Source organism: Clostridium sp. 'deep sea' (assembly GCF_014931565.1).
Lineage (GTDB): Bacteria > Bacillota > UBA994 > PWPR01 > PWPR01.
The window spans coordinates 3,231,965-3,252,996 of sequence record NZ_CP063353.1; the positions used below are offsets into that span (position 1 = coordinate 3,231,965).

General features: G+C 34.5%; 18 protein-coding genes and 1 pseudogene. 17 read left to right on the forward strand and 2 right to left on the reverse strand.

The window, feature by feature from the left end:
• Nucleotides 1-77: 77 nt before the first annotated feature.
• From IMX26_RS15055 to purD, 14 genes and pseudogenes are all read left to right on the forward strand, one after another.
• Nucleotides 78-647 carry a transposase gene (locus IMX26_RS15055; RefSeq protein WP_195159178.1) on the forward strand — a complete coding sequence of 190 codons (570 nt, stop codon included), beginning with the start codon at nt 78-80 and terminating at the stop codon, nt 645-647.
• 544 nt (nt 648-1,191) lie between these two features.
• Nucleotides 1,192-2,265, forward strand: a complete 1,074-nt coding sequence (locus IMX26_RS15060; RefSeq protein ID WP_195159179.1) for a hypothetical protein — start codon at nt 1,192-1,194, stop codon at nt 2,263-2,265.
• 79 nt (nt 2,266-2,344) lie between these two features.
• The gene (trmB, locus tag IMX26_RS15065) at nt 2,345-2,992 is read left to right on the forward strand and encodes a tRNA (guanosine(46)-N7)-methyltransferase TrmB (protein WP_195159180.1); all 648 of its coding nucleotides are present in this window, start codon (nt 2,345-2,347) and stop codon (nt 2,990-2,992) included.
• A 344-nt stretch (nt 2,993-3,336) separates the two neighbouring features.
• Complete coding sequence (gene purE, locus IMX26_RS15070) at nt 3,337-3,855, forward strand: 5-(carboxyamino)imidazole ribonucleotide mutase (RefSeq protein ID WP_195159181.1); 519 nt, start codon at nt 3,337-3,339, stop codon at nt 3,853-3,855.
• A gap of 1 nt (nt 3,856) precedes the next feature.
• Nucleotides 3,857-5,164, forward strand: a pseudogene (gene purB, locus IMX26_RS15075) (adenylosuccinate lyase).
• Between the two features lie 20 nt (nt 5,165-5,184).
• Complete coding sequence (gene purC, locus IMX26_RS15080) at nt 5,185-5,898, forward strand: phosphoribosylaminoimidazolesuccinocarboxamide synthase (protein WP_195159182.1); 714 nt, start codon at nt 5,185-5,187, stop codon at nt 5,896-5,898.
• Complete coding sequence (purS, locus tag IMX26_RS15085) at nt 5,898-6,146, forward strand: phosphoribosylformylglycinamidine synthase subunit PurS (protein WP_195159183.1); 249 nt, start codon at nt 5,898-5,900, stop codon at nt 6,144-6,146. Before purC ends, purS begins: the two co-directional genes overlap by 1 nt.
• Nucleotides 6,147-6,148: 2 nt before the next feature.
• The gene (gene purQ, locus IMX26_RS15090; protein WP_195159184.1) at nt 6,149-6,847 is read left to right on the forward strand and encodes a phosphoribosylformylglycinamidine synthase subunit PurQ; all 699 of its coding nucleotides are present in this window, start codon (nt 6,149-6,151) and stop codon (nt 6,845-6,847) included.
• Nucleotides 6,847-9,078, forward strand: a complete 2,232-nt coding sequence (purL, locus tag IMX26_RS15095; RefSeq protein ID WP_195159185.1) for a phosphoribosylformylglycinamidine synthase subunit PurL — start codon at nt 6,847-6,849, stop codon at nt 9,076-9,078. The genes purQ and purL overlap by 1 nt, the downstream gene beginning before the upstream one ends.
• On the forward strand, nt 9,048-10,448 hold the full coding sequence (gene purF, locus IMX26_RS15100) for an amidophosphoribosyltransferase (RefSeq protein WP_195159186.1): 1,401 nt from the start codon (nt 9,048-9,050) through the stop codon (nt 10,446-10,448). The genes purL and purF overlap by 31 nt, the downstream gene beginning before the upstream one ends.
• Nucleotides 10,441-11,484, forward strand: a complete 1,044-nt coding sequence (gene purM, locus IMX26_RS15105) for a phosphoribosylformylglycinamidine cyclo-ligase (protein WP_195159187.1) — start codon at nt 10,441-10,443, stop codon at nt 11,482-11,484. Before purF ends, purM begins: the two co-directional genes overlap by 8 nt.
• Nucleotides 11,477-12,133 carry a phosphoribosylglycinamide formyltransferase gene (gene purN, locus IMX26_RS15110; RefSeq protein ID WP_195159188.1) on the forward strand — a complete coding sequence of 219 codons (657 nt, stop codon included), beginning with the start codon at nt 11,477-11,479 and terminating at the stop codon, nt 12,131-12,133. The genes purM and purN overlap by 8 nt, the downstream gene beginning before the upstream one ends.
• Entirely contained in the window at nt 12,126-13,652 is a 1,527-nt protein-coding gene (purH, locus tag IMX26_RS15115) for a bifunctional phosphoribosylaminoimidazolecarboxamide formyltransferase/IMP cyclohydrolase (protein ID WP_195159189.1), read from the forward strand. The genes purN and purH overlap by 8 nt, the downstream gene beginning before the upstream one ends.
• A gap of 11 nt (nt 13,653-13,663) precedes the next feature.
• Nucleotides 13,664-14,923, forward strand: coding sequence for a phosphoribosylamine--glycine ligase (gene purD / locus IMX26_RS15120; RefSeq protein WP_195159190.1), 1,260 nt, complete (start codon nt 13,664-13,666; stop codon nt 14,921-14,923).
• Nucleotides 14,924-15,147: 224 nt separating this feature from the next.
• Here purD and IMX26_RS15125 read toward each other — a convergent pair whose 3' ends face one another.
• The gene (locus tag IMX26_RS15125) at nt 15,148-15,972 is read right to left on the reverse strand and encodes a VanW family protein (protein ID WP_195159191.1); all 825 of its coding nucleotides are present in this window, start codon (nt 15,970-15,972) and stop codon (nt 15,148-15,150) included.
• A gap of 639 nt (nt 15,973-16,611) precedes the next feature.
• Nucleotides 16,612-16,974, reverse strand: coding sequence for a DUF3899 domain-containing protein (locus tag IMX26_RS15130; protein WP_195159192.1), 363 nt, complete (start codon nt 16,972-16,974; stop codon nt 16,612-16,614).
• Nucleotides 16,975-17,134: 160 nt separating this feature from the next.
• On the opposite strand from IMX26_RS15130, the gene IMX26_RS15135 reads away from it, so the two are divergent.
• The 3 genes from IMX26_RS15135 (at nt 17,135) to IMX26_RS15145 (ending at nt 21,024) form a co-directional block, all read left to right on the forward strand.
• On the forward strand, nt 17,135-18,877 hold the full coding sequence (locus IMX26_RS15135; protein ID WP_195159193.1) for an ABC transporter substrate-binding protein: 1,743 nt from the start codon (nt 17,135-17,137) through the stop codon (nt 18,875-18,877).
• Between the two features lie 72 nt (nt 18,878-18,949).
• Nucleotides 18,950-19,897, forward strand: coding sequence for an ABC transporter permease (locus tag IMX26_RS15140; protein ID WP_195159194.1), 948 nt, complete (start codon nt 18,950-18,952; stop codon nt 19,895-19,897).
• Nucleotides 19,897-21,024: an ABC transporter permease gene (locus IMX26_RS15145; RefSeq protein ID WP_195159195.1), complete on the forward strand. Its 1,128-nt coding sequence runs from the start codon at nt 19,897-19,899 to the stop codon at nt 21,022-21,024. The genes IMX26_RS15140 and IMX26_RS15145 overlap by 1 nt, the downstream gene beginning before the upstream one ends.
• Nucleotides 21,025-21,032 lie beyond the last annotated feature (8 nt).

Here is a 21,032-nt window from a genome sequence, read left to right on the forward strand (position 1 = left end):
TATTATTTTATGTGTAATGAATACATCATCATGATATAATATCACTAAATGTAAAAAGATAACTTAAGGTTGAGTAAATGACATTACCAAAAAGAAAAAAGAATAGATTGAACAATTATAATTATAATAGAAATGGCTATTATTTTATTACAATCTGCGCAAAAAATCATCAATGTATTTTCAGTAATGTAACAGATAATAATTTAATACTTAACAAATATGGAATGATTGTAGCGAAACACATCAATAGAATAGACAAACTATCTAACAGTGTAAAGATAGTTAAGTATATTATCATGCCTAATCACATACATATGATACTTGCCTTGTGTAGGGAAAGCATTGTATGCGTTCCGCAGGTAGACAGTACAAAGTCACAAATATCAAAAATAATTCAATCCTTTAAATCTGCTATTACAAAAGAGATATGGGCTTATTACCAGAGTAATACCTTAAAACAAAACGGGATGCATAAAAATTCTGCCCTACATACCATATGGCAGAAATCGTTTCATGATCACATTATTCTTAATGAAAAACAGTACCAAAAAATTTGGAACTACATAGATACTAATCAACAAAAGTGGTTATTAGATTGTTACAATCCAAGTAATTTAAAACCTAATGATAAGAAGCACCCCATGTAGGGTATGCATTGCATGCGTACCGCCGGTATAGTATAGAATTACGTATAATTTAATCATGATATCAAGATTAGATAACAAAAAAAGCCCATTGCCACATTAAGGTCTTATAACTAATTTAAATATAAGAAAATCACCTCATGTAGGGTACGCATTGCATGCGTACCGTCGGTATAGTATAGAATTACGTATAATTTAATCATGATATCAAGATTAGATAACAAAAAAAGCCCATTGCCACATTAAGGTCTTATAACTAATTTAAATATAAGAAAATCACCTTATGTAGGGTACGCATTGCATGTGTACCGCCGGTATAGTATAGAATTACGATTATAAATTATAATTTAATCATTGATATCAAGATTACATAACAAAGAAAACCCATTGCCAGAGTATTACCTTATAACAAAACGGTACACGTCCCCTATGTTAATGTAAAAGAAAATCACCTCATGTAGGGTACGCATTGCATGCGTACCGCCGCTATAGCGCAGAGTTCAATAATATTAATAGTTCAGTTTAAAAGGAAATGAGGAAAAAAAGTATGCAGATAATAAACAACTTAAAAAACAAACTAGCATATCCCAAGGCAATATTAGCAATTTTAGTTTTTGTAATAATTATCACTATTGTTGCATTAGTTTATTCAAATAATCAAAATGTTTTAATTGAAAATGGTGTTGCAGAAGAGTATTTAGCCCGTCAATATAATCCACAGATTCGTAGTGCTTTATTTAATGAAGTTATTAATAATGAGCAGTTAAGTTTGTTAGATTCGTTAAACAGTGAGCTTTATAATACTCAATTAGCGTTTAAAACCCGATTATTTATTCGCTCAAAGGATATGAGCCGTAAGTGGAAAAAGCTCTTTAGCTTTAAACAGTATAACTTAGCTTCACTGTTAACAGACAAACATGAGGTTATTGTAAAAAGCACAAATAGCTATTTAACTTTTCTTAAAAATAAAGTTGAATTAACTGCAACCGAAAAACAGTGGTTAAAATCCTATTACCAAGTTTGGCAAAAAGCTGACAAAAACATTAATGAGAATGAGCTTGATTACACTAATTTAAGTTATACATCGCATAGTACAACTTTTTACGGAAAAATTAATAGTGGCCCCTGGATTAAAGATATTGAGTTAGATAACCCAAATGCTGATTTATTAGCACAACATGCCCACAGTTTAGTTAAAGATTTAATAAGCCTGCCACGTACTTTAACGAGTTTTTTAGGCAGAAGAGGCAAAATATCCGAAATAAATATCTCAGAAGATGTTTTACCAGATAAATTTTATAGTGGTGAAAGTGTAAATAATTTTACAGAGCTCATGCGAAACCATAACTTTAAGAGAGTGAGTGAACAAGAAAATTTTAAACCAAAGTTTTATATAAACATCTTTCAAAATCAAGATGGTAATAGAAATAATCCTTTTATCCTAGAAATAGGAGAAAAGTATCTTAGGGTATCTAAAACTATACACTTCGATATTTATCAAAAACTAAGAAAAACAGATTTGTGGAAAGAATGGCTGTATAAAGTTGAAGTAGATGGCATGTATGAATGTAGTGAACAGTTACTTAAAGACATAACTCAATTTGTTATAAACAATAAATAGAATAGTAACAAGTAGCACATGCACTCACTACATTTTTCTGTTAAAATAAAAAGGAAAATGAAATAAGGTGGGTCACAAAATGCGTTTACGTGGTATAAAAAATCAGCAAGAAAAAATAGGAAAACACCCATTAGTTATAGATAACCCCACAGATATGAAGGGTCAGTGGCAACAGTATTTCAATAACGATAACCCCCTATGGCTCGAAATTGGCATGGGTTTTGGAGGTTTTATTGCAGGCATGATGCACAAATATGCTAATGTTAATTTTATTGGCTTTGAAAAATACAGCAAGGTGGTTGTTAGGGCTATTAAACGTTTTAATGACGAGGGCATAAACAATGTTGCTTTAGTAAGAGAGGATGCCGTTAAATTATTAGATATTTTTGAAGAACATGAAATAGATAGACTCTTTCTGAACTTTTCGGACCCTTGGCCTAAAAAACGCTATGCTAAACGTCGTTTAACTTACCATACTTTTTTAGAGCTATATGATAAAATACTTAAGCCAAATGGTGAAATACACTTTAAAACAGATAACGTAGCTTTATTTGATTTTACTATAGAAGAAATGACAGAGCATAACTGGCAGGTTATATTTAAAACCTATGATTTACACCATAGCGAGCAAGCAGCAGATAATGTAAAGACCGAGTATGAACAAAAATTTTCCGAAAAAGGTCAAACTATTTGTAAGTTAATTGCTAAGCGCAACAATGTAAAATAACTATTAAAAATATTTAACAAAGCAAATATTAATTATAGCTAGCTAAAACAACCAAGATTCCTTTGGTTGTTTTTTTAGTTAGCAAAAGCAAGTTAATACTTAATATTCAGCTAGCTTAACTTAGTATGTTTATTAAAAGATTAAAAAGAGAATAGTAACTATAATGAGTAAAAAACATAAATCGAATAATTAAGGGTTATTATAGCGCTTTAAAGCCTTGGAACACAGCAAAACACGAACATTACAAAAATATAAAAAAATAAAGTTCGTGTTTTTTATTGACTATGAAATTTAAGTTTTTTATAATTAACATGTAATTATTAAATGTTGTAGGAGGGCAATAAATGAGTAATAAAATTGGCATTATTTTAGGTAGTGATTCCGATTTGCCAGAAATGAAGAAATGTTGTGATGTCCTAAGTAAACATGATATAAGTTATGAAATTTTAGTTTCTTCAGCCCACAGATTACCCCATAACACTGCTCAGTGGGCACAGTCTGCCGCTGATCGTGGTATCGATGTTATTATTGCAGCTGCAGGTATGGCTGCTCATTTACCAGGTGTTGTTGCTGCTCACACCCACTTACCAGTTATTGGAGTTCCATTAAAATCTAAAGTTTTAGATGGTGTTGATGCTCTGTATTCTATAGTGCAAATGCCACCTGGGGTTCCAGTTGCTACAGTTGCTATTGGTGGTTCTAGGAATGCAGCTTACTTAGCAATGCAGATTTTAGCTATTAAGTATCCAGAGATATCTAAAAAAGTAAAACAGCATAAGTTAGATACAGCAACAAAAGCTATGGAAAAAAATGAAAAACTACAACGAATAGGTGTTGAAGCCTACGTAGAAGGAATGAACTAAGATGATAGAAAGATATACCAGACCAGAGATCAAGCAAATTTGGACTCTTCAAAATAAGTTTAAAACATGGTTAGATATTGAAATTTATGCCTGTGAGGCATGGTCTGAATTAGGACATATACCCCAAGAAGATGTAAACAAAATAAGAGAAAAAGCTACTTTTACAGTAGCTAGAATTTTAGAGATAGAACAACAGACTCGTCACGACGTACCCGCTGTTATCTGAGCTTTTACCCGCTGTGTATCTGAGTCGTTAGGTGAAGAAAAAAATTGGGTTCACTATGGACTAACTTCAACAGATGTTGTAGATATGGCTTTATCTAGTAGAATTGTTGAGGCAGTAGATATTATTATTAATGACTTAAATAATTTAACTGAGGTTGTAGCTGTACAAGCCAAAAAGCATAAAAAAACTGTTATGATGGGCAGAACACATGGTGTACATGCTGAACTAACTACCTTAGGTTTAAAATTTGCCTTATGGTATGCCGAACTTAAGCGTAATATTAAACGTTTAGAAAACGCTCGTGAAACAATAGCCTATGGCAAAATGTCTGGTGCAGTTGGCACCTTTGCCAATATACCTCCCTTTGTAGAGGAATATGTGTGTGAAAAAATGGGTTTAAAACCTGCCCCTATTTCTACCCAAACATTGCAAAGAGATCGACATGCAGAGTTGATGACTACCTTAGCAATAATTGGTGGTTCACTGGAGAAATTTGCTACCGAAGTGCGTAGTTTGCAAAAAACCGAGTGCCGAGAAGTAGAAGAGCCTTTCCGTAAAAACCAAAAAGGCTCATCAGCAATGCCTCACAAACGTAACCCCATTCGTTGTGAGCGTATAACAGGAATGGCTCGAATTTTAAGGGGTTACGCCTCATCAGCTATTGAAAACATGGCCCTTTGGCATGAAAGAGATATATCTCATTCATCAGTAGAGCGCATCATTATTCCAGACGCAACTGCTTTAGTTAACTATATGGTAAACCTATTTACCACAATCGTTAAGGATCTTCATGTTTATCCAGAAAATATGCGTCGCAATATTGCCATTAGTCAGGGTTTAACCTCATCACAAAGAATTCTATTAAACCTAATTAATAAAGGTTTAAGTCGTGAAGAGGCTTATGATATGGTTCAGCGTAATGCCATGGTTTCTTGGCAAGAGCAAATACCGTTTAAGCAGTTACTTGAAAAAGATGAAGATATTATGAAACACTTTACAACTGCTGAGTTAAACGCATTTTTTGAAGATGCTTATCACTTAAAAAATGTAGATACAATTTTTGAACGTGTAGGATTAAACTAAAGGAATCGGAGGATAAATTTATGAACAAATTAGAGCAATTATATGAAGGTAAAGCAAAAAAGGTTTTTAAAACAGATTCACCAGACGTATATTGGATTCAGTATAAAGATGATGCAACAGCATTTAATGCTCAAAAGCGTGGAACTATTGCTGGTAAAGGTGTCGTAAATAATAAAATGTCTGCATACTGGTTCTTATTACTCGAAGAAAAGGGTATCCCTACTCATTTTAATGAGTTAATTAATGACAGTGAAATGTTAGTTAAGGCTGTTGAAATTGTTAAAACTGAGGTTATTGTTCGCAATATTGCTGCCGGTAGTATGAGCCGCAGACTTGGTATAACAGAAGGAACAAAACTAAGTCAGCCCGTATTAGAGTTTTGTTATAAATCCGATGAACTAGGTGATCCAATTATAAATCGTGATCACATTCACATAATGAATTTAGCAACAGATAAAGAGATTGAAACTATTTCTCAATACGCTTTACAGATTAATGAAATTTTAAAAGCAGAACTATTAAAATCTAATATAACTTTAGTAGATTTTAAACTAGAGTTTGGTCGCTTTAATGGCGAAATTATTTTAGCAGATGAAATCTCGCCAGATACTTGTCGTTTTTGGGATGCAACAACTCAAAAAAAATTAGATAAAGATCGTTTCCGTAGAGATTTAGGTGGAGTTGAAGAGGCTTATCAAGAGGTATTAGCTAGAGTTACAGGAGGAAAGAACTAATGTTTACAGCAAGAATATTTGTAACACTTAAGCAGGGGGTATTAGACGCCCAAGGAACAGCTGTTAAAAACTCTTTGCACACTATGGGATACAACACCGTAACAGATATCCGAGTAGGAAAATATTTAGTGGTTTCATTAGAGGCTAAAGATATTAATGTTGCCAAAGCTAAAGTTAATGAAATGTGTGATAAGCTTTTAGCTAACCCTGTAATTGAAGACTATAAAATAGAGTTTGTTGGAGCGTAATTATGAAGGCAGGAATAGTAGTATTTCCAGGCTCTAACTGTGATTCGGACGCAATGCATGTTTGCAAAGAGGTTATGGGCTGGGAAACAGATTATATTTGGCACGCAGATAAAGAGTTTTCCAAAAAATACGATTTAATAGTTATTCCAGGTGGATTTTCATACGGTGATTATCTGCGCTCGGGTGCTATTGCTCGTTTTGCTAATATTATGCAAGAGGTTGCTGATCATGCTGCTCGTGGTGGTTACGTATTAGGAATCTGTAATGGTTTTCAAATTTTAACAGAAGCCAATTTATTACCAGGTGCTTTATTGCGTAATAATCACTTGCAGTTTAGATGTGAACATGTTTGGTTAAAAATTGAAAATAACAATTCACCATTTACCTGTGCCGCAGAAGAAGGCCAACTTATCAATGTACCTATTGCTCATATGGATGGTAACTACTATGCAGATGAAAGTACAGTTAAAGAGCTTGAGAAAAACGGTCAAATTCTATTACGTTATGTAAATAAAAATGGTGAAGTTACTAAAGAGGCAAACCCAAATGGCGCTATCTACAATATTGCTGGTATTTGCAATAAAAAAGGCAATGTTTGCGGAATGATGCCTCACCCAGAGCGAGCTTCTGAAATAGCTTTAGGCTCAGCTGATGGCAAAGTAATATTTGACTCAATCTTAAAGCACTGGGGTGAAAGATAATGAAAACAATAGATATAGAGGCCAAAAAAGTTTGGCGTGATATGGGTTTAAATGATGCAGATTATAAACGTATTTGCGATTTATTAGGTCGTAAACCAACCTATGAAGAGGTGGGTATATTCTCTGTAATGTGGTCTGAGCATTGTAGTTACAAACACTCTCGACCAGAGCTAAAAAAGCTGCCAACTAAAGGTGAGCAGGTTATTCAAGGACCAGGTGAAAACGCCGGTATTGTAGATATTGGTGATAACCAAGCTATTGTATTTAAGATGGAGAGTCATAATCACCCATCTGCAATCGAACCCTATCAGGGAGCAGCAACAGGGGTAGGCGGAATTGTTAGAGATGTATTTACCATGGGTGCACGTCCTATAGCCTCCTTAAATAGCCTAAGGTTTGGTAATATAGCAGATGCCCATGTACGATTTTTATTAAGTGGAGTTGTAGCTGGTATTGCTGGTTATGGCAATTGTTTAGGTATTCCAACTGTAGCTGGCGAGGTATTTTTTGACGATAGCTACCAAGGAAACCCCCTTGTTAACGCTATGGCAGTTGGTTTAGTTAACCATGAAGATATTCGGTTAGGTGCTGCCTCTGGTGTTGGCAATGCTGTTATGCTTATTGGTGCTAAAACTGGTCGCGATGGAATCCATGGTGCAACCTTCGCTTCTGAGGAACTTAGTGATGAATCAGAAGATAAACGTCCATCAGTTCAAGTTGGCGACCCCTTTATGGAGAAGCTTTTAATCGAAGCTTGTTTAGAGCTGATAGCGGCTGGGGTTGTGGTAGGAATGCAAGACTTAGGTGCTGCCGGACTAACCTCATCTGCCAGTGAAATGGCTAGCAGAGAGAATAATGGAATAGACTTAGATGTAAGTAAAGTACCACTACGTGAAACAGGAATGACTCCTTACGAAATAATGTTATCTGAGTCACAGGAGCGCATGTTAGTTATTGTTGAACCTCACCGTATTGCAGAGGTTGAAGCTATATTAACAAAATGGGGTTTAGATGCAACAGTTGTTGGTCAGGTTACCGATGACGGTCATTTACGAGTACGTTATGAAGATAAGGTAGTTGCAGATATTCCTGCTACATTGTTAGCAGATGAAGCTCCTAGTATTAATGCTGAATATAAAAGACCTGCCTACCTCGATGAAAAGCAAAAGTGGAGTGTTGAAGAAATAAAAGAGCCAAGTGACTTACAACAGGCCTTTTTAGAGGTCTTACAAAGCCCTAATGTTGCCAGTAAAGAATGGGTTTATCGTCAGTATGACCATATGGTAAGAACTAACACTATTGTATTACCTGGCTCGGATGCTGCGGTAATTAGAATAAAGGGTACAAATAAAGGCGTTGCCTTAACAGCAGATTGTAATCCTCGTCATGTTTACCTTGACCCTTATGAGGGTGGAAAAGCTGCGGTTGTAGAGGCTGCCCGAAATGTAGCTTGTACAGGTGCATTGCCTTTAGCCATAACTAACTGCTTAAACTTTGGAAACCCAGAAAAACCAGAAATTTTCTACACATTTAAAGAGTCTTTACGTGGTATGGGAGATGCTTGTAAGGTTTTAAATACTCCTGTAACCGGTGGTAATGTAAGCTTTTATAATGAGATAAATGGTAACGCAGTATTCCCAACCCCTTCAATTGGAATGGTTGGTTTAATAAAAGATGTTAAAAATGTTGTAACAGCAAAGTTCAAAAATGAAAATGATGTTATTTTGTTAATAGGTGATTACGGTCACGAATTAGGTGGCAGTGAGTATTTAAAGACTGTCTTTGATTTAACAACAGGTATGCCACCCGTTGTTGATTTAAACACCGAACAGAAGTTACAACAGCTCCTAATTAAAGCGGCAGAGTTAAACTTATTAAATTCTGCTCATGATATTTCCGATGGTGGATTAGCTTGTTGTATAGCTGAAAAGGCAATTGCCGGTAAATTAGGAGTTAATGTTAACATTGAATTAACAGGAAAACGTAATGACGTAATTCTCTTTAATGAAAGCCACTCCCGGGTAGTTGTAAGCTGTGATCCAGCAAAGCTAAACGAAGTTAAGGCTTTAGCTGCCAAATATGGTATGCCAGTTTATAACCTAGGTACTGTAGGTGGAGAGACATTTAAGCTCACCGTAAATAACGCCCAAATTAGTTTACCCCTTAGCGATGTTACACGTAGTTGGAGGGAGGCTATTGCATGCTATATGAACCAAACACAGACAAACTAGCTGAAGAGTGTGGTGTATTTGGCATTTATGGTAAAAACATTGATTTAGCAAGCAAGGCTTACTTTGGTATTTTTTCATTACAACATCGTGGTCAAGAGAGTGCCGGAATTGCAGTAAGTGATGGAGAAGATTTAATTTCTTTTAAAGGACAAGGCTTAGTTTCAGATGTTTTTACAGAGGATGTTTTAGCAAGTTTAAGACGAAAAAAAGATATTGTAGCAGTAGCACACTCGCGCTATTCAACTGCTGGGGGTAAAGGCATTATTAATGCCCAGCCCCTAGTAGCTAGGTATTTAAATGGTGGAATGGCTTTAGCGCATAATGGTAATTTAGTAAATGCAGGCTCCATAAGAAGAGAGCTAGAGCAAGAGGGATATTTTTTTCAAACAGACAGCGATACCGAGTGCATCTTAAATATTGTTGCCAGATACCGTTGTAAAGGTCCCGAATATGCTTTACAACAGGTGGTTAATAGAGTAAAAGGTGCCTATAGTGTTACCATGATATTTGATAATAAACTAATAGGTTTACGTGACCCCGATGGCATTAGGCCATTATGTTTAGGTAAATTAGGAGAGGCTTATGTATTAGCCTCCGAGAGTTGTGCTTTAACAACCATAGGTGCTGAGCTTATCCGAGATGTTGAGCCTGGTGAATTAGTTATTATAGATGAAAACGGCATTACTAGTAAAAAAATAGCTCAAAAAAAGAATAAAGGCGGCCTTTGCATATTTGAGTATATTTATTTCGCTCGCCCAGACTCAACTATTAATGGTAAAAGTGTTTATAAAACACGAGAAGAAATGGGCAGAGTTTTAGCAAAACAGTACCCTGTTGAGGCCGATATTGTTACCCCTGTACCAGACTCAGGGCGTTCAGCAGCCGTAGGGTTTGCCGAAGAATCTGGAATTAAGTTTACCGAAGGTTTAATTAAAAACAGGTATGTTGCTCGTACTTTTATTGCTCCAGACCAAGAGCAAAGAGAGTTAAAAGTAAGGCTAAAGCTAAGCCCTATACCTGAGGTGTTTGAGGGTAAAAGAGTGGTTTTGGTAGACGACTCAATTGTGCGTGGTACAACAATAAAATCATTAATTAATATAATTAAATCTGCAGGGGCTAAAGAGGTTCATGTTAGAGTTTCTTCACCACCATATATTAGTCCATGTTTTTATGGTATTGATATACCTAATGATGAAGATTTAATAGCAGCTAGTTATACCCCAGAACAAATTTGTGAGTACATTGGAGCAGATAGCCTCAATTATATCAATATTGAGGGTTTAATGAAGGCTGTAAAAGGGCAAGCTACTGATTATTGTACTGCCTGCTTTACAGGAAACTATTTTGCAGGGAGGATAGGCGATGATTAATAATAAAAAGCTGTCGTATAAAGATGCAGGTGTAGATGTAGATGCTGGTAATCAAGCAGTAAATCAAATTAAGGATATTGTAAAACAAACTTTTAGACCTGAGGTGTTAACTGAGTTAGGTGGTTTTGGTGGTACTTTTGCCTTAAATATTGCCAAACATAAAACCCCAGTATTGGTCTCTGGCACTGATGGAGTGGGCACTAAATTAAAGCTAGCCTTTGCCTGCAACAAACACGATACAGTTGGCATAGATTTAGTTGCCATGTGTGTCAATGATATCTTGGCACAGGGTGCAGAGCCATTGTTTTTCCTAGATTACATTGCCACCGGAAAATTAAATCCTAATAAAGTTACAGATTTAGTAACTGGTATTGCCGAGGGTTGTAAACAAGCAGGTTGTGCTTTAGTAGGTGGAGAGACTGCCGAAATGCCTGGCTTTTATGGTAAAGACGAATACGACATGGCCGGTTTTGTTGTTGGAGTTGTTGACAAAGAAAACATGTTACCAAATAATCAAATAGCAGATGGACATGTGTTAATAGGTTTAGCAAGCAGTGGTGTTCATAGTAATGGATTTTCTTTGGTGCGTAAGGTAGTTTTTGATGTAGCTGAGCTTAAAGTTGATTCCTATGTACCTGAACTTGGTAAAAGCATAGGAGAGGCTTTATTAGAACCTACCAGAATTTACGTTAAAGATATACTCCCGTTACTTGAGCGTAACTTAATAGATGGCTTGGCCCATATTACCGGTGGTGGAGTTACCGAAAATACCCCCCGTATGTTGCCTAACAATTTACAAGCAAATATCACAAAAGGTAGTTGGCCAGTTTTACCAATATTTAATTACCTACAGCAAACAGGTAATATTGCTGAACAAGAAATGTACAGAACATATAATATGGGCATTGGTTTAGTATTAGCAGTAAACAAAAATCAGGTAGACACTGTTCTTGCTGAACTCAATAAAGAAAAACAGCAAGCATATGTAATTGGTAATGTCAGTACTGGAACATTAGGAGTTCAGTATAGTGAGTAAAAAAATTCGTTTAGCTGTATTTGTATCTGGTGGAGGTACTAATTTACAAACAATAATAGATGCCTGTGCTGCCAACGAGATAAACGCTGAGGTTGCCTTTGTATTAAGCTCCCGAAAAAAAGCCTTTGCCATTGAGCGTGCAAAAAAGGCAGGCATTAATTATGCAGTGTATTCTCCTAAAAAATATAATAGTAGCCAAGAGTTTAGTGAGGCTATCATGGCTGAGCTACAAAAACATAACATAGACCTAGTTGTATTAGCTGGGTTTATGAGTATTTTAAGCCCAGATTTTATTAAAAAATACGCTAACAGAATAATGAATACCCATCCATCACTACTGCCATCGTTTGGTGGTAAAGGCTGTTATGGAATTAGGGTACACCAAAGGGTATTAGAGTATGGTGTTAAATGTACTGGTGCTACAATTATGTTTATTAACGAGAATGTAGATACAGGACCTATAATTTTACAAGAAGCTATTCCTGTATTAAATGATGATAGTGCGGAGTCATTACAGCAACGAGTTTTAAAGCTTGAACATAACTTGTACAAAAAGGCCATTGGCTTGTTTGCTGATAATAGGTTGAAAATTGAGGGTAGAGTAGTAAAGATTTTACCTAAAAATGAGGGGGATTGTAACAATGATTAAGAGAGCGTTACTAAGTGTTTATGATAAAACAAACATTATTGAGTTCGCTAAAAAACTACATGATATGGGTGTTGAACTAATATCTTCAGGTGGAACATACCGCAAAATTAGTGGTGCAGGAATACCAGTTTTAGCAGTTGAAGATGTAACAAAATCTCCTGAAATGTTAGATGGTAGAGTTAAAACACTTCACCCAAGTATTCACGGTGGAATTTTAGCTAAACGAGATAATAAACAACACATGAGTACTATTAATCAACATAATATTGAACAAATTGATATGGTTGTTTGTAATCTATATCCATTTGCCGAAACCATAGCTAAGCCTAATGTAACTTTAGACTTAGCTATTGAAAACATAGATATAGGTGGACCTTCAATGTTAAGGTCAGCTGCCAAGAATTTTGCAGATGTAATCGTAATTATAGACCCCAATGACTATAACAATATAGCAGAGGCTTTAGCTAAAGATGCTGGCTTAAGTTTTAGTGATCGTAAGGCTTTAGCGGCTAAAGCCTTTGCCCATACCGCTCACTATGATTCTTTAATAACAAATTACTTAGGTGAGGTAAAATTTCCCCTGGAGATTAATTTTGCAGCCACTAAACAAGCAGAATTACGTTATGGCGAAAACTCTCATCAGCAGGCGGCAGTATATACAACAAACTCCCAAAATGCCAGTATTTTAAACTGTAAACAACACCAAGGCAAAGCCTTATCCTATAACAATATTAATGATGCTGATGCTGCATTAAGAATGGTGCTTGAGTTTAATAAACCTGCTGCAGTGGCAGTAAAACACACAAATCCATGCGGTGCCGCAGTGGCAGATGATATATTAACTGCCTATAAAAGAGCCCATGATGCCGACCCTGTTTCAATATATGGTGGAATAGTGGCCCTTAATAGAAAAGTAGAAGAGAACTTAGCAAAAGAATTAACTAAATTATTTTTAGATATAGTTATAGCTCCAGAGTTTAGTGAAGAGGCTTTAAAAGTATTTAAAAAGAAAAAAAATCTACGAATTTTAGAGGTGCAAAACATGGCTAAAGGTGCCGACCAAGCACCCGAGGTTCGCAGAATTTTAGGCGGATATTTAGTACAAGATGGTGACTACCTTAAAACAGAAGATGAAGACTGGCAGGTAGTTACAAATAGTAAACCTACCGATCAACACTATCAAGATTTTATATTTGCCTGGAAACTTATTAAACACGTTAAATCTAACTCTATAGTGGTAGTTAAAAATGGACAAACTTTGGGTGTGGGCTGTGGTCAGGTTAACCGAATTGATGCCGCAAAATATGCCTTTAAACGTGCTGGAGAAAATTGCAAAGGTGCTATCTTAGCCTCAGATGGTTTATTTCCATTTCCTGATGTAGTAGAGGAATCTGCTAAACATGAAATAGCAGCAATTATTCAGCCAGGTGGTTCTATAAGAGATAAATTATCTATTGAAAAGGCTAACGAAAATAACATTCCGATGATCTTTACAGGTATTCGTCACTTTAAACACTAAGGGGTGAAAGTATGAAGATATTACTAATTGGTAGTGGTGGTAGAGAGCATACCCTAGCGTGGAAAATTGTTCAGTCTCCACTAGTAAAAAAACTCTATGTAGCACCAGGCAATGCTGGCACGGCTCAAATAGCCACCAATGTTGACATTAAAGCGACTAATAAAGAGGCTTTATTAGAGTTTGCTTTACAGCATAAAATTGACCTAACTGTAGTTGGTCCCGAGCAGCCATTGGCTGATGGTATAGTAGATATTTTTAAAAGCCAAGGGCTTAAAGTATATGGGCCCAATAAACAGGCAGCCCAGATTGAGGCGAGCAAGACTTTTGCAAAAAATCTCATGAGAAAATATAGTATTCCAACGGCTGATTACAGAGCTTTTACAAACTATTGTGAAGCAAAAAAATATCTAATAAATCAAGAGTTCCCTATAGTAATTAAAGCAGATGGACTGGCAGCAGGCAAGGGTGTTATTATAGCAAAAACTCTCAATGAAGCGTTAGCTAGCTTAAAAGAAATAATGCAGAACAAGGCCTTTGGCAGTGCTGGATGTGAGGTTGTAATAGAGCAGTTTTTACAAGGACAGGAGTTATCTTTATTAGCCTTTACAGATGGTGAAACAGTACTGCCTATGGTAACAGCCCAAGACCATAAACAAGCCTATGATAACGATAAAGGGCCAAATACAGGTGGTATGGGTACTTTTTCACCTGCAAAGCTTTTAACAGCAGAGCAATACAATGATGTTGTAGAAAATATTATGGTAAAAACTGTACAAGCACTTAAGAGCGAAGGCATAACCTATAATGGGGTATTATATGGCGGATTAATGTTAACAAAAGATGGAGTTAAAGTCATTGAATTTAACTGCCGTTTTGGTGACCCAGAGGCTCAAGTAGTTATACCGCGATTAAAAACTGATATTGTAGAAATTATGTTAGCAAGCCTTAATAACGAGCTTGGTAGTATTAACCTTACTTGGTCCAAAAAAACGGCTGTATGTGTAATTTTAGCATCTGGGGGCTATCCTACCAAATATGAAAAGGGTTTTGTTATTAGTGGTTTAAACCAAGACTTAAAAGACACCTTAATACTACATGCTGGTACAAAATTAGCAGGCACAAAAGTGGTAACTAACGGTGGTAGAGTATTGGGTATTACTGCCTTAGCAGATAACAAAGATGAGGCTATTAAAAAAGCCTATAAAGCAGTTGAAAAAATACATTTTGAAGGTGTGTTTTATCGTACAGATATTGCTCAAAGAAAGAGTTAATTATTTATATAAAATTAATAAGTTCCAAATTTGCATTTTGCAAGTTTGGAATTTTTGTTTAAAAGTAAAAGGGCTTACCTTTTGGGATATCAAAACCTAGTTTTATTTTAGTTGTTATTGATTCGTAAATATTGTACGTCAGTAGGGAATCACCTTTGTGTGATTCCGCTATGGACAGTTATGTAAAGTTTTACTGTCAAACAATTTGTAATTAACTTTAACTACTAGTTTAAAATTTTCTCTCTTGGTATAAACTTATGGTCATATAACACCTTGGCATAGTTCTCCACTATTAATTCTCTTGAGATAATATTATTATGGCTATCTTTAGTTATTTTATAAACCTTATTATGTCTATAATAATCGTTGCCTAGTTTCTCAAAATAATGTTCTTCCTCAACTACTTCATAATTATATACTATTGCAGATTCACTCCTAAGTTCGCCTACTAAATAACCGTTATTAATATATGTAACTAACTGAAATGTTTGACTTGTATTGTTAACAAATTGGTAGTCAAGATAGTTATACATAATTGAAGTACCCGTACCAAATGGAACTTTTCTGCCACTATCTGGAAATATATCAGCATGAAAATGGCGATGTTTTTCTACTATTTGTAAAGGACTGTGTAAAACTAGCCAATGAATTAAATTGGAAAACTGACATATGCCACCACCAGTACCCTTAGTGATTTTGTTAAACTTTATAAACAGACCTTCTTTATAACCCTTTGATTTGGAGCATTTGCCTACCAAACGCCAAAACGAAAATACCTCTTTAGGTTTTATTAATATTCCATTAACTTTAGGAGTAGATATAGCTAAATTATGAGCTTTATTCTCTTGAAGCTGCATATCAACATCTCCTAATTGTCTACGAATAAGAGACTTATGCTGGTAAACAACTGTAGGCAGGTGTTCTTTTAAATATATATGAGAGTATTTTCTACAGCTGAAAACCCACTTTATTCTTCTCACCAAAACCCCTTTAAAAACCGAAATATTATACGTTATGGGGTGTAGTTCACAAAATAATTTTTTCTTCATGATTATATCTCCTAACTAAAACTATCCAGATATTTATTCATTTATTGCTATAAATTATATCACAAAATGTAAAAATTTAATAAAATACTCTTTTAAATTACTATTCACTTATACGCAATATTAATGAAAATAAAGAATGTTAATATAATAGCTGATACTATGCATAATATCCAATAAAAAACTTAAAATATAGTAGCAATAATATATTATTCATTGTTTAATATTTTTACATATAAAATACTAATTTACAATATATAGTGAAATATAATTGTAATAAATATCAACATTATTAGAAATAAAGTGTAAAATTAAACTTTTTTACTCTTAAAATGTAACTAACTGTAAAAAGAATCTTTATATACCTCGAATTTTGTTGTATAATATATATATTGTTCATATGCACTATATAATATATATTTAAAGATAATTTTAATAAATTTAAGCAAAAAACAGTCACTTTAAAAAAGCAACTGTTTTGCATTATAATCCTTTTATTTTTTTTAAATTAAATTGTCAGAATATTTTGTTATGTATGACAATTTAGTAAATTTAGATTATTAAATATCGCAGGCGTCTAGTTAATAAATAGCCTAAACTTAGCATATATATAGGTGATAGTTATGTACAAGTTGTAACTTTTTATATAACTGCCATAAAAATAGCAAACACAAAGCCACTTATGCCAATTACTAAAAAGTGTTTGTATTGATACTTTTTACTGTATCTTTCTTGAGTAAACTCATAGATATTCATAGGTTTAACTAGTTCTGGGTCGTCAGTATCTCCAGATTGTTTTCTTTTATGAATAAAGTTTTTGTACCAGAAATAATTTAGACCTTTAAATAGTCCACCGTTTTTGACAGCAATAGCAAGTCCAATAAATAAATGTATTAATCCAACTATAAAAAAAATATTAGATAAATTGCTAAAAAAATTGGCAGCTGGATTAGATAAGACATATAAAGCAGCAAGAATGGTAGACGAGGGAAGTGTGTATTTCATTATATTCTCCTTTATTAGCTTTGTATTTAATATAACAGAATTACATAAGTAGCTCAACATTAATCCAAAGTACATAAAAATAAAGACTACTATGGATATTTATTTTGGTTTAATCGAGTAAACTCGATTGAAATATGTAGAACTTTAAGGAGGTTTATTCTTGAAAAAACTTTATCCACTATTGTTGATTGTATTAATGTTTACATTGATTGTAACAGGCTGTGTAAAAGATGTTGCAACTGATCCAGACGATCCAAATAATGACGGGCCACGTGTTTTAAGAATTACAGGTGCAAAAATAACAACTCTTAATCAGCACATTTATGAAACTAATGCTGAAAGTGCTGTTATGGGTAAAATCTATGGTAACTTGTTAGAGGCAATTTACGATAAGCCAAACGAAACTTACAAAATTATTGGAAACCATGCTGTGGATCTTCCAACAAGAAGTGAAGATGGCTTAACCTGGACCTTTAAGGTTAGAGATGGTTTAACATGGGATGATGGTACCCCAATTACTGCTGAAACTTATGAGCAATCATATAAAATTTTATTAGATCCTAAATTAGCAAATACCAGAACTGCCAGCTTTACTGAAGATGTTAGCATCTTAAATGCCTTAAAATACTTCAAAGGTGAAATTGCTGATTGGTCTGAAGTAGGTATTAAAGCTCTTGATAAAAATACCCTAGAGCTAAAACTAGAGTTTGCTATTCCAGAAATAGATTTTTACATGAATTTCTGGGCTGGAGGTCCTACATCTCCTATACATACAGAACTCTTTAATCAATGTTACTTAAATGAAGAAAAAACTGAAAATAACTATGGAACAACATTTGAAACTACCCCTTCATCAGGACCTTACGAGCTAGTTGAGTGGGTTAGAGACCAATACCGAAGATATGAAAAGCGTGAAAACTACCCAGTAGCCCAATATTATGTTCCTACTACTGTTGAAGAGCGAGTAGTAGAAGATGCTTCTACAAGATTACAATTATTCGAAAATGGCGAAACAGACTATTTAAGCTTAACTGGTGATGACTACGATAAATATGCTGAAGATCCACGCATTAAGTTTAGTACTTCATCTACTGTGTGGAGTTTATTTATTAACATGAAGTCAGAGGATAAACCATTTTTAACAGATATAAACTTTAGAAAAGCTATGTATTTTGCTATGCCTCGTGAAACAATTGCCAATGATATTTTAAAAACTGCGGTACCCGCTCCTTATGTTGTTTCTACTTCAATCATTGCTGATGCTGATAACGGTATTTTATATCGTGATACAGAGCAAGGCAAAGCAGTTATGCCTAAAAACAACGGATATGATGTAGCATTTGCGAAAGAATGTATGCAACAGGCATTTGCAGAGCATGGAAAAATGGAAGTAGAACTTTCCTACTCAGATTCATCTGATAATATGAAACGAATTGTTGAGTTTTTAGAGCTTGAATTAGAGCAGGTGTTTGGTACCGATGTAATTGATGTTGTATTAAAGGCTGTTCCATGGCAGACAAAATATGAAGACATGGAAAATGCAAATTATGATATTGCATTTGGTGCTTGGGGTGGAAGTAGATTTAACCCTTGGTCTAATATGATTGTTTATACAAAAGACTGGCCTATTAAAATGGATCAATTTATGAGTGACGAGTTTGATGCTTTATATGAGAGAACTGTTAAAGGTGATTTAATATTTAAGCCAACAGAAAGACTTAACGCTTTAGCTGAAATGGAGCAAATGTTGTTCGAAAATATTCCATTTGTTCCTACATTCCAAAGTAAAACAGCGTGGATATTCTCTAATAGGGTTCATTTAATTACAGGTGGTAAATATGATCCTGCAGTAGGATTTGCTATTTATCAATCTGAGTTAGATCCGCTAGTTGAAGGCGAATAAATTCAATAAGAGTGTTCATCGTAAGATGAACACTCTTAATATTGAAAACATCATATTGGAGGAACAGTAAAAATGGTTAGGTATACACTACAGAGATTACTACTCATAGTAATAACTTTATTTCTTGTTGTATCCATTGCCTTTGTTACAATAAGAATGATGCCAGGTAGTTTTATCAAAAACAGAATGATGCCAGCAGAAATACGCAAAATCATTGAAGACAAATATCATATAAATGATCCACTAATTGTTCAATACAAGTACTTTTTAACAAATGTATTAAAAGGAGATTTCGGAGTTAGTTTAGGAATACAGCCTAAGGTACCCGTTTTCGATATCTTAAGAAGCAAAATACCTATTACTTTACAGCTAAACTTATTTTCATTAGCAATAATAATACCGTTTGCAACATTGTTTGGGATAACGACGGCGCTGAAAAAAAACCAATTCTATGACCACTTTATAAATGTATTAGTAGTAGTAATGATTTCAGTACCATCTTTTGTATTTGCATCTTTGTTGCAATACAATTTGGCGTTTAAACTTGGCTGGTTTCCAATTTTAATAACAACAGAAAAAACACTAACTCTAAGTAAATTACATTCCATGATATTACCTATATTAGCACTCTCTTTTGGTGCAATAGCAGGGTTAACCCGTTATATTAGAGCTGAGCTAGCTGAGAATTTAAATTCGGAATTTATGCTTTTAGCGAAAGCAAAAGGTTTAAAACAGATACAAGCAGTATTTCGTCATGCTATTAGAAACTCATTTATTCCTTTAGCAAATATGATCATTCCTTTATTTATGGGTATTTTAGGAGGCTCTTTGGTTATTGAAAAGATCTTTGGAATACCAGGAACAGGGCCTTTAATGATATCTGCTATTAATGCCCATGATCATCCAGTTGCCATAGCTGTATTACTATTTTACTCAGGGATAGGTTTAATCTCTATCTTACTGGTGGACTTATCATACGGCATAATTGATCCTAGAATACGAATAGGAGGAAAGAGATAATGAGCACCTATAATCAACTTCCTCCAAATTTAAATAATCCGTTTAAATTTGCCTACGATAAAAAACAGCAATTAAAAGATGACAAATTTGAGACTGAACCAATTGGCTTCTTTAAAGATGCCATGATCCGTTTTGTAAAAAACAAGGCCTCTGTAGTAGCTTTTTTTATAATCTCTTTTATTATAATAATGTCTTTTGTAGGTCCATACATGAATGAGTTTAGTTTTAAAGAGCAAAACGTTAAATTAACCTATATGCCAGCCAGAATTCCCGGTTTAGAAAACTTAGGAATTTTTAATGGAACTAAAATTCAACGTGTCAGATTTACCAGTATTGAAGAAAAGTATAAAGAGTCCTTAGTTGAAGTAGTAAAGATATATGAACTAAGTGGTATAAAAATGGCGGACATAAAATACGATGTCTATGCTTACAGAAATGCTAAAGACCGATACTATCTCTTTGGCACAGATTATTTAGGCAGAGACCAATGGACTCGACTATGGAGAGGGGTTAGAGTATCTCTCTTAATTGCTGTAATAGCAATGGGTGTAAATATTTTTATTGGGGTAGTGTATGGAGCAATATCTGGTTATTATGGTGGCACTGTAGATTTAGTAATGCAACGTTTTATTGAAATACTTGGTGGTGTTCCTACAATAGTAGTTATTATTTTGTTTATTTTATACTATGGCTCGGGCATTGTTCCCATAGCAATAGCGCTTTGTTTGAAGGGTTGGATCGGCATGAGTAGAATGATTCGTGCCCAGTTTTATAAATATAAAAGAATGGAATATGTATTGGCATCAAGGACTTTGGGTGCTAAAGATATGACCTTAATATTTAGGCATATACTGCCAAATGCTATTGGTATTTTAATAACCATGGCTGCTTTAGCAATACCCGGTGCAATCTTTAATGAGGCTATTTTAGCTTATTTAGGATTAGGAATTCAGGCTCCAGAGCCCTCAATTGGTGTATTATTAGCAGACGGCCAAAAAGTTTTAATGGATCACCCTCACTTAACTTTGTTTCCTGCCATTTTAATATCGGTGTTAATGGTTTCCTTTAACCTGTTGGGTAATGGTTTAAGAGACGCGTTTGATCCAACGTTACGTGGAATTGAATAGGAAATGAG

Coding starts and splice junctions, on each gene's coding strand:
- purM (WP_195159187.1), top strand. CDS start 10,441: ATGATTAATAATAAAAAGCTGTCGTATAAAGATGCAGGTGTAGATGTA.
- purL (WP_195159185.1), top strand. CDS start 6,847: ATGAAAACAATAGATATAGAGGCCAAAAAAGTTTGGCGTGATATGGGT.
- purE (WP_195159181.1), top strand. CDS start 3,337: ATGAGTAATAAAATTGGCATTATTTTAGGTAGTGATTCCGATTTGCCA.
- purC (WP_195159182.1), top strand. CDS start 5,185: ATGAACAAATTAGAGCAATTATATGAAGGTAAAGCAAAAAAGGTTTTT.
- purH (WP_195159189.1), top strand. CDS start 12,126: ATGATTAAGAGAGCGTTACTAAGTGTTTATGATAAAACAAACATTATT.
- purS (WP_195159183.1), top strand. CDS start 5,898: ATGTTTACAGCAAGAATATTTGTAACACTTAAGCAGGGGGTATTAGAC.
- IMX26_RS15130 (WP_195159192.1), bottom strand. CDS start 16,974: ATGAAATACACACTTCCCTCGTCTACCATTCTTGCTGCTTTATATGTC.
- IMX26_RS15060 (WP_195159179.1), top strand. CDS start 1,192: ATGCAGATAATAAACAACTTAAAAAACAAACTAGCATATCCCAAGGCA.
- IMX26_RS15125 (WP_195159191.1), bottom strand. CDS start 15,972: ATGAAGAAAAAATTATTTTGTGAACTACACCCCATAACGTATAATATT.
- IMX26_RS15055 (WP_195159178.1), top strand. CDS start 78: ATGACATTACCAAAAAGAAAAAAGAATAGATTGAACAATTATAATTAT.
- IMX26_RS15140 (WP_195159194.1), top strand. CDS start 18,950: ATGGTTAGGTATACACTACAGAGATTACTACTCATAGTAATAACTTTA.
- purF (WP_195159186.1), top strand. CDS start 9,048: ATGCTATATGAACCAAACACAGACAAACTAGCTGAAGAGTGTGGTGTA.
- purD (WP_195159190.1), top strand. CDS start 13,664: ATGAAGATATTACTAATTGGTAGTGGTGGTAGAGAGCATACCCTAGCG.
- IMX26_RS15145 (WP_195159195.1), top strand. CDS start 19,897: ATGAGCACCTATAATCAACTTCCTCCAAATTTAAATAATCCGTTTAAA.
- trmB (WP_195159180.1), top strand. CDS start 2,345: ATGCGTTTACGTGGTATAAAAAATCAGCAAGAAAAAATAGGAAAACAC.
- purQ (WP_195159184.1), top strand. CDS start 6,149: ATGAAGGCAGGAATAGTAGTATTTCCAGGCTCTAACTGTGATTCGGAC.